The organism is Mesorhizobium sp. WSM4310 (genome assembly GCF_007003935.1).
Taxonomy (GTDB): Bacteria; Pseudomonadota; Alphaproteobacteria; order Rhizobiales; family Rhizobiaceae; genus Mesorhizobium.
Genome location: NZ_VFTA01000001.1, coordinates 478,166 through 492,676, shown reverse-complemented (window position 1 = coordinate 492,676; position 14,511 = coordinate 478,166). Strand labels below are relative to the sequence as shown.

At 63.4% G+C, this 14,511-nt stretch carries 14 protein-coding genes, 1 tRNA gene and 1 pseudogene; 13 read left to right on the top strand and 3 right to left on the bottom strand.

Annotation, left to right across the window (positions count from 1 at the left end; genetic code table 11):
• The first annotated feature begins 222 nt into the window (after positions 1–222).
• The 5 genes from betI to betB all read left to right on the top strand — a co-directional run bounded on the left by betI (position 223) and on the right by betB (position 6,528).
• A complete protein-coding gene (betI, locus tag FJV80_RS02295; protein ID WP_095770802.1) occupies positions 223–813 on the top strand; it encodes a transcriptional regulator BetI in 591 nt (196 codons plus the stop codon).
• The gene (betC, locus tag FJV80_RS02290; RefSeq protein WP_142875452.1) at positions 810–2,339 is read left to right on the top strand and encodes a choline-sulfatase; all 1,530 of its coding nucleotides are present in this window, start codon (positions 810–812) and stop codon (positions 2,337–2,339) included. The genes betI and betC overlap by 4 nt, the downstream gene beginning before the upstream one ends.
• Positions 2,336–3,340 (top strand): threonine/serine dehydratase, encoded by a 1,005-nt coding sequence (locus FJV80_RS02285; protein ID WP_185973319.1) that lies wholly within the window; start codon positions 2,336–2,338, stop codon positions 3,338–3,340. The genes betC and FJV80_RS02285 overlap by 4 nt, the downstream gene beginning before the upstream one ends.
• Entirely contained in the window at positions 3,333–4,985 is a 1,653-nt protein-coding gene (betA, locus tag FJV80_RS02280; protein WP_142875450.1) for a choline dehydrogenase, read from the top strand. Before FJV80_RS02285 ends, betA begins: the two co-directional genes overlap by 8 nt.
• Positions 4,986–5,064: 79 nt before the next feature.
• On the top strand, positions 5,065–6,528 hold the full coding sequence (gene betB / locus FJV80_RS02275) for a betaine-aldehyde dehydrogenase (protein ID WP_142875449.1): 1,464 nt from the start codon (positions 5,065–5,067) through the stop codon (positions 6,526–6,528).
• A 7-nt stretch (positions 6,529–6,535) separates the two neighbouring features.
• On the opposite strand, the gene FJV80_RS02270 is transcribed toward betB, so the two are convergent.
• Positions 6,536–8,776, bottom strand: coding sequence for a mannose-1-phosphate guanylyltransferase/mannose-6-phosphate isomerase (locus FJV80_RS02270; protein WP_142875448.1), 2,241 nt, complete (start codon positions 8,774–8,776; stop codon positions 6,536–6,538).
• A gap of 42 nt (positions 8,777–8,818) precedes the next feature.
• Positions 8,819–9,442 carry a LysR family transcriptional regulator gene (locus tag FJV80_RS02265; RefSeq protein ID WP_142875447.1) on the bottom strand — a complete coding sequence of 208 codons (624 nt, stop codon included), beginning with the start codon at positions 9,440–9,442 and terminating at the stop codon, positions 8,819–8,821.
• A gap of 68 nt (positions 9,443–9,510) precedes the next feature.
• Here FJV80_RS02265 and FJV80_RS02260 point away from each other — a divergent pair.
• The 8 genes and pseudogenes from FJV80_RS02260 to FJV80_RS02230 form a co-directional block, all read left to right on the top strand.
• Positions 9,511–9,690: pseudogene (locus FJV80_RS02260) on the top strand (NmrA/HSCARG family protein); the annotation flags it as partial.
• A 72-nt stretch (positions 9,691–9,762) separates the two neighbouring features.
• Positions 9,763–9,839, top strand: a tRNA-Pro gene (locus tag FJV80_RS02255).
• Positions 9,840–9,921: 82 nt separating this feature from the next.
• On the top strand, positions 9,922–10,059 hold the full coding sequence (locus tag FJV80_RS34400) for a hypothetical protein (RefSeq protein WP_179300978.1): 138 nt from the start codon (positions 9,922–9,924) through the stop codon (positions 10,057–10,059).
• Between the two features lie 66 nt (positions 10,060–10,125).
• Positions 10,126–10,518 carry a hypothetical protein gene (locus tag FJV80_RS02250; RefSeq protein WP_142875446.1) on the top strand — a complete coding sequence of 131 codons (393 nt, stop codon included), beginning with the start codon at positions 10,126–10,128 and terminating at the stop codon, positions 10,516–10,518.
• Between the two features lie 121 nt (positions 10,519–10,639).
• Positions 10,640–10,921 carry a hypothetical protein gene (locus tag FJV80_RS02245; RefSeq protein ID WP_095786553.1) on the top strand — a complete coding sequence of 94 codons (282 nt, stop codon included), beginning with the start codon at positions 10,640–10,642 and terminating at the stop codon, positions 10,919–10,921.
• Between the two features lie 586 nt (positions 10,922–11,507).
• Positions 11,508–11,723 carry a hypothetical protein gene (locus FJV80_RS02240; RefSeq protein WP_095770948.1) on the top strand — a complete coding sequence of 72 codons (216 nt, stop codon included), beginning with the start codon at positions 11,508–11,510 and terminating at the stop codon, positions 11,721–11,723.
• A 4-nt stretch (positions 11,724–11,727) separates the two neighbouring features.
• Positions 11,728–12,165 carry a hypothetical protein gene (locus FJV80_RS34395; protein ID WP_179296332.1) on the top strand — a complete coding sequence of 146 codons (438 nt, stop codon included), beginning with the start codon at positions 11,728–11,730 and terminating at the stop codon, positions 12,163–12,165.
• A gap of 323 nt (positions 12,166–12,488) precedes the next feature.
• Complete coding sequence (locus tag FJV80_RS02230) at positions 12,489–12,833, top strand: hypothetical protein (protein ID WP_095770812.1); 345 nt, start codon at positions 12,489–12,491, stop codon at positions 12,831–12,833.
• 42 nt (positions 12,834–12,875) lie between these two features.
• On the opposite strand, the gene FJV80_RS02225 is transcribed toward FJV80_RS02230, so the two are convergent.
• Positions 12,876–14,495: an ABC transporter ATP-binding protein gene (locus FJV80_RS02225; RefSeq protein ID WP_095770949.1), complete on the bottom strand. Its 1,620-nt coding sequence runs from the start codon at positions 14,493–14,495 to the stop codon at positions 12,876–12,878.
• Between the last annotated feature and the right edge of the window lie 16 nt (positions 14,496–14,511).

The following is a 14,511-nucleotide window of genomic DNA, read 5'->3' as shown; positions in this document are numbered from 1 at the left end:
TCAGATGATGCCGGCCTGCAAATGGCCTCCCCTGCAGCTCAACACACCTTAGCATACCGGGCTCATGGCGCACTTCGCCTTTATTGTTCAAAGATAAACATTCTCGCCCATACCGTGAAGGGCCGGAACAGGACAATCGCTTGGTACAGGTCGTGCTCACGTCGATTTTTTGTTGATTGACGCGTCAATAAAAAATAACCTCCGGCAAAAATCGGGAACAGCATGCCAAAAGTCGGAATGGAGCCACTGCGCCGCAAGGCGCTCATCGACGCTGCGATCTCGGCGATCGGCGAGCGCGGCTCGCTTGACGTAACCATGTCCGAGATCGCCGGGCGCGCCGGCGTATCCTCGGCCCTTGCCCATCATTATTTCGGCGCCAAGGACGAACTGCTGTTTGCAACGATGCGGCACATCCTCGCCGAACTGACCATCGACATGCGCCGCGCCCTGCAATCCGCCAAGTCCCCGCGCGAACGCGTCGCCGCAGTGGTCGCCGTCAACTTCTCCGACATCCAGTTCCAGGCCGAAACCATCGCGGCCTGGCTTGCCTTCTATGTCGAGGCGCAGAAATCATCGGCGTTGCGCCGATTGCTCAAGATATACGCGCGGCGGCTGCATTCGAACCTGATGAGCGGACTGACCGGCATCCTGCCCAGGGCCGAGGCCGACCGCGCCGCCGAAGCGACAGCGGCGATGATCGACGGGCTCTACATCAGGCGCGCGCTGAAGGACGGCGTGCCCAACGCCGCGACCGCGATCGCGCTGGTCGAGGACTATCTCGAAACCAAACTCGGCGAGCGGCAAAAACAGTGACGGCGAAGCGACCCAATTTCCTGATCGTCATGGTCGATCAGCTCAACGGCACTTTTTTCGCCGACGGCCCGGCAGGCTTCCTGCATGCGCCGCATTTGAAGGCGCTCGCGGCGCGTTCGGCCCGTTTCAAGAATAACTACACGGCCTCGCCGCTCTGCGCGCCGGGCCGCGCCTCGTTCATGAGCGGCCAGTTGCCGTCGCGCACCGAGGTCTATGACAACGCCGCCGAATTCGCCTCGTCGATCCCGACCTTTGCCCATCACCTGCGCGCCGACGGCTATCACACCGTGCTGTCGGGCAAGATGCATTTCGTCGGGCCGGACCAGTTGCACGGCTTCGAGGAGCGGCTGACCACCGACATCTATCCCGCCGATTTCGGCTGGACGCCGGACTACCGCAAGCCCGGCGAGCGCATCGACTGGTGGTATCACAATCTGGGCTCGGTGACCGGCGCCGGCGTCGCCGAAACCTCGAACCAGATGGAATATGACGACGAAGTCGCCTTCCACGCGGTGCAAAAACTCTACGACTTCGCGCGCATCTCCGACGATGCGGCGCACCGGCCCTGGTGCCTGACGGTTTCCTTCACCCATCCGCACGACCCCTATGTGGCGCGGCGGCAGTACTGGGATCTCTATGAGGATTGCCCGGCGCTCGAACCGGAAGTGGGCTTCATCCCCTACGACGGCCAGGATCCGCACTCGCAGCGGCTCTACAAGGCTTCCGACTACGACAGTTTCGACATCACGGCAGAGCAAATCCGCCGCTCGCGGCGCGGCTATTTCGCCAACATCTCCTATCTCGACGACAAGGTCGGCGAGCTGCTGTCCGTGCTCGAGCGCACACGCATGCTCGACGACACGATCATCCTGTTCTGCTCGGACCATGGCGACATGCTCGGCGAGCGTGGCCTGTGGTTCAAGATGTGCTTCTTCGAGGGCTCGGCGCGGGTGCCGCTGATGATCGCCGGCAAGGACATTCCCGCCGGCGTGATCGAAGCGCCGGTCTCCAATCTCGACGTGACGCCGACGCTGTGCGATCTCGCCGGCATCGACATGAGTGCGATCGCGCCATGGACCGACGGCCAGTCGCTGCTGCCGCTGCTGAATGGGAAGCCACGCACCGCACCGGTGCTGATGGAATACGCGGCCGAGGGGTCCAACGCACCGTTGGTGGCGATCCGCGACGGCCGCTACAAGTTCGTCCATTGCGAGATCGATCCGCCGCAACTCTATGATATCGAAGCCGACCCACATGAATTGAGCAATCTCGCCGCCGATCCGGCGCATGCCGATCTGGTGGCGGCTTTCACTGAAAAGGTGCGCGCACGCTGGGACATGGCGGCCTTCGACGCGGCAGTGCGGGCCAGCCAGGCGCGGCGCTGGGTGGTCTATCCGGCGCTGCGCAACGGCACGCACTACCCCTGGGAGTTCCAGCCGCTGCAGAAGGCCTCGGAACGCTACATGCGCAACCACATGGATCTCAACGTGCTCGAAGAGCAGAAACGCTTTCCGCGAGGCGAATGATGGCAGACCTTCTCGTCCCTTCCCTCGATCATCTCAAGCGGGCCTATGCCGTCACCTCCAGGGCGACGCAGATCACGCCGCTGCTGGAATCGACCGCACTGGCCCGGGAGACCGGTGCGGCGCGCGTCTTCATCAAGCCGGAATCGCTGCAATGGGCCGGATCCTTCAAGATACGCGGCGCCTATTGGCGGCTGAAGCGGCTGTCGGCCGACGAGGCGAGGAAGGGCGTCGTCGCCTATTCCTCCGGCAATTTCGCGCAAGGCCTGGCGGCCGCCGGCCAGGCGCTCGGTATTCCCGTCACCATCGTCATGCCGATCGATGCGCCGGCCGCCAAGCGTGACGCGACCGCGGGCTATGGTGCGCGCGTGGTGCTGACCGACCATGGCGAGCGCGCGCGTGAAGAGGTCGCCGCGGCCAAGGCGCGCGAGATCGCCGAGACGGAAGGGCTGGCCCTGCTGCATCCCTTCGACGATCCGGAGATCGTCGCCGGCCAAGCTGGCGCCGGCCTCGAAGCGCTCGACCAGCTTGAGGCCAAGGGTGCCAGCGCCGACCTGTTGTTCTGCGCGGTCGGCGGCGGCGGGCTGATCGGCGGCGTTTCGCTGGCCTTCCACTATCTGTCGCCGGCGACAGAGATCATCGGCGTCGAGCCGGAAGGTTTTGATGGCATGGGCTCGTCGCTGGCGCATGGCAGCATCGAGACCATGCCGATCGGCCCGAAGTCGATCTGCGACGGGCTGATGTCGCGGCGGCCGGGCGACGCGCCGTTCGCGGCGGTCAGGACCGCGGGTGTTCGCGGCATCACCGTCGACGACCAATCGGTGCGGCGTGCCATGCGGATCGCCTTCGAGAGGATGAAGCTGGTGCTGGAGCCGTCCGGGGCTGCGTCGCTGGCGGCGCTGCTCGGCGGCAAGGTGGATGTGGCGGGTAAAACCGTCCTTGTTGTGGCTACCGGCGGCAATGTCTCGCTCGCCGATTTTATGGCGCATATGAACCATGCTTGAAGCGGATTTCGTTATCATCGGCTCCGGCTCCGCCGGCTCGGCCATGGCCTACCGCCTGTCGGAAGACGGCAAGCATTCGGTCATCGTCATCGAATTCGGCGGCAGCGATATCGGACCGCTGATCCAGATGCCGTCGGCGCTGTCGATCCCGCTCAATATGAGCCTTTACGACTGGGGTTTTGCCAGCGAGCCGGAACCGCATCTCGGCGGCCGCGTGCTGGCGACGCCGCGCGGCAAGGTGATCGGCGGTTCGTCCTCGATCAACGGCATGGTCTATGTGCGCGGCCATGCCCGCGACTTCGACCACTGGGCCGAAGAAGGTGCAACGGGTTGGGGCTTTGCCGACGTGCTCCCCTACTTCAAGCGCATGGAGGACAATGACGGCGGCGAGGACGGCTGGCGCGGACACGGCGGGCCGCTGCATGTGCAGCGCGGTTCGCGTAAAAATCCGCTCTACGGCGCCTTCGTCGAAGCGGGCCGCCAGGCCGGGTTCGAACTGACCGACGACTACAACGGCTCGAAGCAGGAAGGTTTCGGGCCGATGGAACAGACCATCCGCGGCGGCCGCCGCTGGTCGGCGGCATCAGCCTATCTGAAGCCGGCGCTCAACCGGAAAAACGTGAGTCTGGTCAAGGGCTTTGCCCGTCGGGTGATCATCGAGAATCAACGGGCCGTCGGCGTCGAGATCGAGGCTCACAAACAGATTCAGGTCGTTAAGGCGCGACGTGAGGTGATCGTCGCCGCCTCTTCGATCAACTCACCCAAAATCCTGATGCTGTCCGGCATCGGGCCGGCCGAGCATTTGCGCGAAAACGGCATTGCCGTGGTCGCCGACCGGCCCGGCGTCGGCCGCAATCTGCAGGACCATATGGAGCTTTATATCCAGCAGGAATCGACCAAGCCGATCACGCTGAATTCCGTGCTGAACCCGTTCTCCAAGGCACTGATCGGCGCGCAGTGGCTGTTCTTCAAATCCGGTCTCGGCGCCACAAACCATTTCGAAGCCGCCGCCTTCGTACGCTCGCGCGCCGGCGTCGATTATCCCGACATCCAGTACCACTTCATCCCGGCGGCGGTGCGCTATGACGGCAAGGCGGCGGCGAAGTCACACGGCTTCCAGGCGCATGTCGGGCCGATGCGGTCGAAGTCGCGCGGCTCTGTGACCCTGCGTTCGCCGGACCCGAAAGCGAAGCCGGTGATCCGCTTCAACTACATGTCGCATCCGGACGACTGGGCGGAGTTCCGCCACTGCATCCGGCTGACCCGCGAGATCTTCGGCCAGCCGGCGTTCGACGCCTTTCGCGGCCAGGAAATCTCGCCGGGCAGCCATGTGCAGTCGGACGACGATCTCGATGTCTTCATTCGCGACCATGCCGAGAGCGCCTACCACCCGTGCGGCACCTGCAAGATGGGTCGCGCCGATGATCTGATGAGTGTTGTCGATCCGGAATGCCGGGTCATCGGCGTCGACGGGCTGCGGGTCGCTGATTCCTCGATCTTCCCGCGCGTCACCAACGGCAATCTCAACGCGCCGTCGATCATGACCGGCGAGAAGGCGTCCGACCACATTCTCGGCCGCACGCCGCTGGCGCCGTCCAACCAGGAACCCTGGATCAATCCGCGCTGGCAGCAGTCGGACAGATAGAGCATGATCCACCCGACAGATTGAGCCGTCCCTAGATCGAGCCGCCCATTCTTGGGGCGCAGACATTCGGAGACTACCCATGCGCGCCCAGCCCACGGCATCGCACTATGTCAACGGACGCTATATCGACGACGAGCAAGGAGCGCCGCTGCCGGTCATCTATCCGGCAACCGGCGAGACCATCGCCATGCTGCGCTCGGCGACGCCGAATGTGCTGGAACTCGCCATCGAGGCCGCACGCACCGCGCAGCCGGCCTGGGCGCGGCTGAAGCCGGTCGAGCGCGGCCGCATCCTGCGCCGCGCCGCCGACATTCTGCGTGCCCGCAATGCCGACCTCGCCCGCATCGAGACGCTCGACACCGGTAAGGCGATCCAGGAGACGCTGGTGGCGGATGCGCCTTCCGCCGCTGACTGCCTTGAATATTTCGGCGGCGCGGTCGCCGCCTACAATGGCGAGGCCGTCGATCTCGGCGGGCCCTTCGCCTACACGCGGCGCGAGGCGCTTGGCGTCTGCGTCGGCATCGGCGCCTGGAATTATCCGATCCAGATCGCCGGCTGGAAATCCGCGCCGGCGCTCGCCATGGGCAATGCCATGGTGTTCAAGCCGTCGGAAAACACGCCGCTTTCGGCACTGGCGCTCGCCGAAATCTACAGCGAGGCCGGCCTGCCCGACGGGCTGTTCAACGTCGTTCAGGGCTATGGCGATGTTGGCGCGGGCCTTGTCGGCCACGATGTCGTCGCCAAGGTTTCGGTCACCGGCTCGGTGCCGACCGGGCGCAAGGTGCTGTCGCTTGCCGGTTCGAAGATGAAGCACGCGACGATGGAGCTCGGCGGCAAGTCGCCGCTGATCGTCTTCGACGACGCCGACATCGAAAACGCCATTGGCGGCGCCATGCTCGGCAATTTCTACTCCACCGGCCAGATCTGCTCGAACGGCACGCGGGTCTTCGTGCAGAGCGGCATTCATGACCGCTTCGTCGAGCGGCTGGTCGAGCGGACGAAGAAAATCCGCGTCGGCGACCCGCTCGATCCCGAAACGCAGATGGGACCATTGGTCTCCAAGGCGCAGCACGACAAGGTCGTCGGCTATATCGCAGTCGGCAAGCAGGATGGCGCTGTTCTGGCCTGTGGCGGCAACGTGCCTTCGCTGCAGGGTTTCCAGGGCGGCTTCTTCGTCGAACCGACGGTGTTCACCGGTGTCACCGACACCATGCGCATCGCCCGCGAGGAGATTTTCGGACCGGTCATGAGCGTGCTGAAATTCGACGGCGAGGACGAGGTGATCGACCGCGCCAACGACACCGAATTCGGCCTTGCCGCCGGCGTCTTCACCCGCGACCTGCCGCGCGCCCACCGTGTCATCGCCGAGCTGCAGGCCGGCACCTGCTGGATCAACGCCTACAATCTGACGCCGGTGGAAATCCCCTTCGGCGGCTTCAAGCAGTCCGGCATCGGCCGCGAGAATTCTCTGGCGGCATTGGCGCTCTACTCGCAACTGAAGTCGATCTATGTCGAGACCGGGGACGTGGCGAGCCCGTATTGAGCCGAGCCTAGACCGCCTCCGCCGCCGTCCCATCCAGATACTGCGTCAGTGCGCAGACCAGATGATAAAAAATGCTGGCCGGAACATCTGACGCCAGCGAGCGGCCGCGTTCGTCGATGCGATCGATCCACAGGCCGAGCGGGGCCGGGTCGATGTGCCAGCGGAACAGCCGGCCGACACGGGCCTCGATCTCGGGCTTCAGGTCGGGGCCGCCTGAGCCGTCCAACGCGATCGCCGCCTTGATGGCTTCGGCCTGCGGCCAGCTGCGCGAGATCAGGTCGAGCGGCAGGCCTTGCCTGGAGACGGCGCCATAGGCAAGGCCGGTGGCCCGGTTGAGGCCGTTGGCGATGGCCGAGGCGTAGAGTTTCCTGGCGAAGCCGCTCAGTTCGGCCTGGCCGCTGCGTCCGGCGAAATCGACCAGGAGCGAAGCCCATTCGAAGTGATGGCCTGGCTCGGTCCAGCCGCCTTTTTCGCCTGCAGCCGGCTTCCATTCGGCATCGAAATATTCGCCGAGCGTCCAGCTCTCGGCATCGAAGAAATGGCTGCGGAAGAGGTCGATGATGCGCGCCGCGCGGCGCAGATGGGCGCGCTCGCCGGTCGCCTGATACCAGGCGAGAAAGGCTTCCAGCAAATGCATATGCGGATTTGAGCGACGCTCGCCCTCTCCGTCCGATGTCTCGAGGAAGCCAGTCATGCGATGATCCTCGAGATGGGCGTCGAGGAAGGCGAAGGTTTCCTCACCGAGCCGCAAGGCATCGGGATTGCCTGACATATGCGCATGCGCCAGCGCCAAGAGCACGCAGGAATGATCGTAGGCGTCTTCCGTGGCGTCGGCGACAGCGCCGTCGACATTCAGCGTGCGCACCCAACCGCCGCGTTGGGTGCGACCCTTTCCTGCCATGAAGTCGATGCCATGCGAGATCAGCCGCTCGGCCGGGCCAGTCCAGCCGCGCTCCTTGGCAACCGCGAAGGCATAGACTTGGCGGGCCTGCGTGCGCATGCGCTTCGGCTTTATCAGCGGTGAGCCGTCGAAGCCAAGCGCTTCATGGAAGCCGCCATGGCGCTCGTCGACGCCCGATGTCGACCACAGCGGCAAGGTTTCCTGGAACAGCCAGTGGTGCACGCGCCGCCGCCAGGCGCCGCTTTCGATGACGCGATCATGCGCCGGGGTGAATCTGGTTTCCAGCCGGCCCGATTTCTCGAGCTGCTCGACCACCTTCTTGACGTGCTGGCTGTGGCTTACCGGAGCGACGAAAGTTGCGTCCGATGTCGAGACGATGGCAACATCCTTCATGCCGATCGCCGACAAAAGGCGGCCGTCGCTGCGGATGTAGGAGTTCTCGCAATCGATGGCGACGACATCGCCGACAATGACATTGCCCAGGTCATCGGCAGGGCCGACATCGAGCAGGGACTGCCAGGAGCCGAGATCGTTCCAGCGGAAGCCCGCCGGCACCATCGCGATGTCCCTCGCCCGCTCCATGATGGCATAGTCGATCGAATTCGACGGGATGGCCGCGTAGAGCTCGAGCGGCATATAGAGGCCGGACAGATCCGATGTCGCCGCTGTGTAGGCCGCTTCGGTCGACTGCCAGATGTCCGGCTGGAACATAGCGAAAGCGTCGCGCATGGCACCGGCGCGAAACAGAAAGATGCCGGTGTTCCAATAGAAATTTCCGGCTTCGAGATAGCCCTGCGCGGTCGCCAGGTCCGGCTTTTCGACGAAGCGCGAAACGTCGAACACTCCGCCCTTCTCGGCGGAGACCTCGATATAGCCATAGCCGGTTTCGGGCTGTGTCGGCTTGATGCCGAACACAACGAGCCGGCCGGCGCGCGCCGCCTCGGCGCCTGCCTCGACGCTCTGCCAGAATTGCCCTGCCGTCGATATTTCGTGGTCCGACGGCACCACCAGCATCAGGCTGTCGCCGAATTCGGACAAGGTGCGCAGCGTTGCAAGGGCCACCGCCGCGGCGGTGTTGCGCCCTGTGGGTTCGAACAGCGGACCGCCACCGGCAAGATCGAGGCCGGCGAGATCGGCATGAACGCGTTCGGCGTGGCGCTCCGAAGCGATCAGGAAGATCGGAGTTTGACCGTCGGGCCTTGCCGCCAGGCGGCGCAAGGTCTTGGCCAGCATGGAGCCATCACCCGAGAAATCGTGAAACTGCTTCGGATTGTCCTCGCGCGACAACGGCCAGAGCCGCGAGCCGACGCCGCCGCTCATGACAAAACTGACGATGCGCTGACTCATTCGGGTCTCGCTGAGAAGTTGGTCGGAGGTAGCAGACATGCCTTAAGCCGTGTTTGCCCGATTGGAAATCCGCTCGACCGCCAGGTCGATGAAGGCCTTAACCAGGGGTGAAAGGTGCCGGCTGCTGGGATAGAGAACGTGCAGGCCGCCGGCCGGCGTCGTGTAGCCGTCCAGAACGCGCCGCAACCGCCCCTCGTTGATCAGCCCGTCGGCCATCGGCTGGGGCAATTGGGCGATGCCGAAACCCGCGAGCGCGGCCTCCACCACCGCTTGCATCTCATTGGCGGCGAAGCGCCCGGCGACCACGACAGTTTCCTGGCCTTGTGGTCCATCCAGCACCCAATGTGCGCCTGAGGCCGACAGGCCCGCGATGACGCATCGATGGCGGGCAAGATCGGCCGGGCGTTCCGGCATCCCGTAGCGTGCGAGATAGTCATGGCTGGCGCAGAGCAGCCTGTGGGTGGAACCCAGCTTGCGGGCGATGAGCGTCGAATCCTCGAGCCTTCCGGTGCGGAAGGCAAGGTCGACGCCGTCCTCGATCAGGTAGAGCTTGTCGACACGACGGCTGACAGTCGTCTTGGGCATAGCCAGCAGGCGCGCGGCAGCGGTGAAGCTGCCGGCTTCGACGACGCGGGCAAACACGACGACATCGTTGAGATCGATCATTGTATTTATTTGTGGGACAATTTTTTCCAATTATAGGCAATTATCAACGAGATAGAGCCTAATTTTGCTCCAGACAACAGCAGAGCGAGGACGCGGTACTGATGTTCGAATGGTTCGACCGGGTCGGCTACGCTGTCGATATCGCGGCCTTGCGCAGGCAATTTCCCGTGGTGCGGTGGCGTGGTTTTGTCGACTGGGCGCACGCGTTCGACTGGGGCGCCAGCGGCCTGCGCGGCGAAAGCTGCTGAAATGCGACAGAAGCGCTGCCATTGCCGCTTGCAGGAATGAAGTGTGGCGGCTATAAGCCCGCCGTCTGGTCACGGAGTGTAGCGCAGCCTGGTAGCGCACCTCGTTCGGGACGAGGGGGTCGCAGGTTCAAATCCTGCCACTCCGACCAGAAAAAACAGATACTTAAATATCTGTTCTCCCGATGCCCACGGTTTGGGATCGCGTTTTACGCGCAGCGGGAGCGTAGCCCTATGTCCTTCCTGCTTCCTGCGATGCTGCTCGCCAATTGGCCGGTCGTTCTGGACGGCGACACGATCGTGCTCGATGGAACGCATGTCCGAATCGCCATCTCCTCTCGACGCAGCGGCGTGAGACGGGCATTCTTGTGAATGTTCATTCGGACCCTCCGATGAGTGCTGAAGCCTGGTAACTCCAGTCTCCTCGGTCCGGTCCGAATGGACAACCTCCTGAAAGCTCACGGCTCGTCGGCATGTTTTCCCGAGGAATGCCAGAATGCCGGTGGCATCGGAGCCAATATGAAAAGACTGGTTTTCGCAGCGGTGGTATTTGCATTTGCCTGCCATTGCGCGCCCTCTCAGGCGGACGATGAGCGGTCATGCCAGATCATGGCAGCCGCAACCCTGCTTTCCGGGAAGACCAACTGCAGAGACGGCGACATCGCCACCATCGCCGGCGTCACCGCCAAAGAGGTGCCGGAAGCGATAGCCAGGTATTGCGATTTTTGGGCACAGATCGTCGTGCTGCCCGTCGCGAGCGCGTCCGATGCATCGAGCCACTTCGTTCTTTGCAAGTATCGCCAGCGAGAGGCGGCCCCTTCTCAGCCTTAGCCCTACGGCTCGTGCATCCGGTTTGCCGGAGGCGGTCCGACTGTCCTGGGACACCCCGGAACCAAAGGGCCTAGCGGCAGTTATCCAACGAAGGGCTAATCAAGGCAATGGAGAAATTGCAATGAAATCAATTATCATGTGCGCCTTGGCGCTTTCCATCGGATTGCCGGCTGTCGCTTCGGCGGCCGAAGCCGACGTCATCGTCAGGACTCACCATCGCCACCACAGCAACGTCAAGATCATCAACGAGTACGGCCAGCGCCTGCATCACCGCCACCACGGTACGGTAGCGTTCTACGATCATGGCCGCCGGCACCATCGTCCAGATGCCGTCATTGTCACGAGCTCGGTCTCCAAGCACCATCACCGTCGCCCCGTGGTGATCCAAAACAACGACTATTGATCGGCCCTAAGGCCCGGCTCGTTACAGCCGGGCCTTCTGCATGAAATCTGAAATGCCGCTGGGCGATCTGCGTGCCGGCACAAGGCATCATCGACGAACGGCCGCGCGATTAGAATGCCATTCGGCCTCGCGAAATCTCGCCTTGTAGGCTGGAATGCCGGCTACGGCGCCTGCAGATATTTGGGTTCGCCCACCACGCCAGCGCAGCGGACGAACCCTATCGGCGCAGGAAGGGACGTAGCTGCGCCAATCTGCCAAATATTCGTACTCGTCGGATGGTCAGCCAAAGGCTATTCCAATCGCCATGAAGGTGATGGGCATGGCGAAGATCACTGCAAGCAACCAGCGTGCCTGGCGAACACTGTTGTCCATCAGCTTCCTCCCGAACGTGTAGGCGACAACGGCTACGAACGGTGGCCGTTCCGAGCAGCACCACAGGCAGGACCATTGCATTTTGCGGCCAGACCAAGGTCCGGCGCTCCGCCGGACCGAAGCCCAGCCAGGGAACGTTTTCGCTGCGGCTCAGTTTCGAGTGGTTGGGCGCGGGGACGATCAAACGAGGAAGCGAAACTGGATGAACGTCACCATGTCTAACAGCGAGGCCATACAATCCGATGTCTTGGGGGTGCGCGTAGCTGACCTCGAGGCCAGAATGCGGCAGGCCCGGATTACCATGAGCGAAATGAAGACCTTCCAAAAAGTCGCGGCCATGATGGTCGGCGGACGAGGCAGCATTGATGGCGACGATTTGATCGCCGCGTCCTTCGTTGCGGACACATTCCTGGACGAGAAAACGCTCTGAAACCATGCGGACAATCAGCAAGCTTTTTGATTCCCACGCCGAAGCCGCCCGGGTTGCTGGAGAGCTGGTGGCGGTCGGTGTTCCGCGCGTTCAGATTGCCATTATCGGGCCCTACCAGGACGAACTAACAGTCCTAAGGTCTCCAAGCGTCATCCTTTGTGCCGTCGGTGCGGCATTGGCTTGCGTGAGCGCCCTCGCGGTCTACGGCGTCAGTTCTCCTCCGGCCGGACTGCCGGCAACAGCACTGGTTTGCGCGGTCTGTGGCGGCGGTGCCGGCAGGCTGCTCGGTGCCTTCATGACCACAGCGGCAAGGTCGGATGATCGCAGCGTTGCCGAGGGCATCGTCTTGGTGACGGCGCATGTCGATGAAAATGAGACCGGCATCGCCCAGGCAGTGCTGGACGGTTGCGCTCCCACCGCATTCATCGCCGAAGCAGCCTGAATTTCAGGCAGGCTGAACGAACGGCGGCACGAAGGCTGGGCGCCACAACCAGCGCGAGCCGCCGAGGTCGCACCGTCGGCCAAGAATCGACGGAAGGCCGCCCCGGCATCAGCCGAGGCGGCCCCTCTTCGTTTCCAGTGATTGCATCAAGACACGCGACGGACACCAACTTCGAGGGACCGGGAACGTTCCCATATCGGCTGGCCTCTGTGGTCCATGCCCGTAGGGCTCTTTCGCGAGCCCAATCTTTGACGAAATAATCGTCGGCTCCAGATAGTTCGGTGGATATGATGAAGCCAGTGAAACGGTGAGCCGGTGTGGACATGAATTTGATCGCGACGACGACCTCGACACCGGTTCTTGTGATTGCGGCGCTTCTCGTTACCGGCTGCTCGTCGATCGGCAGGACCGCCGATCCGGCGACGTACGATAGAATGAGCTGCACCGAACTCAACAGCGCGCTAGGCGAAAAGGCCACCGAAATCTCACAGACCGCCATCACCCGGGGCAAGGTCGTCAACACCAGTGTTCCGCGTTGGCTGCTTGGTGTTTCGCGCGTGAAGACCGCTGTCGCCAACCGTGAGACTGCCCGGATCGACCGGCTGAAACAGCAGCAGGACGCCATCGCCGCTGCGCGCGCGCGCAATTGTCCCAAGTCAGCGGGCTGAGCGAACGGACGCCGCCAAGATGATTGCCTTACCTGAAACGTCTCAGGCGCTTAGCCGGAATCGGGTGACATCGATCGCCGCCGCCATCAGCGTCTGCGTGTAGACGTGCTGCGGGTTGCTGAAGATTGCCTCTGTAGGCCCCTCCTCGACGATCTTGCCCTGTTTCATGACGATGATGTAGTCGGCCATGGCGCGCACCACGGCGAGGTCGTGGCTGATGAACAGGTAGGACAGTTCATGGTCCGCCTGCAGCTTGCGCAGGAGTTCGACGATCTGTTTCTGCACCGAGCGGTCGAGCGCCGAGGTCGGTTCGTCCAGCACGACCATCTTTGGTTTCAGGATCATGGCGCGGGCAATGGCGATCCGCTGCCGCTGGCCGCCGGAGAATTCGTGCGGGTAGCGGTTGCGGGCGTTGGGATCGAGGCCGACTTCACGCAAGGCCTCGACCGCGCGCTGGTCGCGCTGCTTGCCCGAAAGATTGGGCTCATGCACCAGCAGCCCTTCGGTGATGACCTGGCCGACGGTCATGCGCGGCGACAGCGAGCCGAAAGGATCCTGGAAGACGAGTTGCATCTGGCGCCGCAGCGGCCGCATCGCCTGGCGGTCGGCTGTCGAAATGTCGCGATCGCCAAAACGAATCAAGCCATCGCTCGGCAGCAGCCGCAGCAGAGCGCGGCCAAGCGTCGATTTTCCCGAGCCGGACTCGCCGACAATGCCGATGGTCTGGTTACGCTGCAGCCGGATCGAAATGTCGTCGACGGCGCGCAGCATCAGCGGCTCGCCGGCCAGAAACCCGCCGCCGATCCTGAATGTGACCTCGACATGCCTGCCTTCGAGCACCACGGGTGCATTGGCGGGCGGGGGCGCCTTGCTTCCCGTCGGCTCTGCCGCCAGCAGCATCTTGGTATAGGCGTGCTGCGGGTTGGCGAAGATCGCTCCCGCCTCGCCCTCCTCGACCACCTCGCCCTGGCGCATGACATAGACCCGATCGGCGAAGCGCCGGACGATGCCGAGATCGTGGGTGATGAAGACGATGGCCATGCCGAGCTTGCGCTGCAATTCGGCGAGCAGCATCAGGATCTGCGCCTGGATGGTCACGTCGAGCGCCGTGGTCGGCTCGTCGGCGATCAGGATGTCGGGATCGTTGGCGAGCGCCATGGCGATCATCACACGCTGGCGCTGGCCGCCGGACATTTCGTGCGGGTAGGATTTCATCCGCCGTTCGGGATCGGGAATGTGCACCAGCCGCAAGAGCTTGAGCGCCTCTTCGCGCGCCTCGGCGGCATTCAGGCCGCGATGCCGGCGGATCGGTTCGATCAGCTGATTGCCGATCGAATAGAGCGGATCGAGCGAGGTCATCGGCTCCTGGAAGATCATGCTGATCTTGGCGCCACGCACCTTGTTCAGGTCGGATTTACTCAGCGTCAGCAGGTTGCGGCCGCGATAGTCGACGCTGCCCGTGGCCTCGCCGTTCGAGGCGAGCAGGCTCATCGCCGCCATCATGGTCTGGCTCTTGCCGGAGCCGGACTCGCCGACCACGGCGACGGTCTCGCCGGCATTGACGTGGATGTTGATGCCCTTCACCGCTTCGACCGCGCCGTCGAGCGTGCGGAAGCGGACACGCAGGTCCTTGACGCTGAGGATCGTTTCGGGAGTGGCCATGTCAGCGGTGCCCATC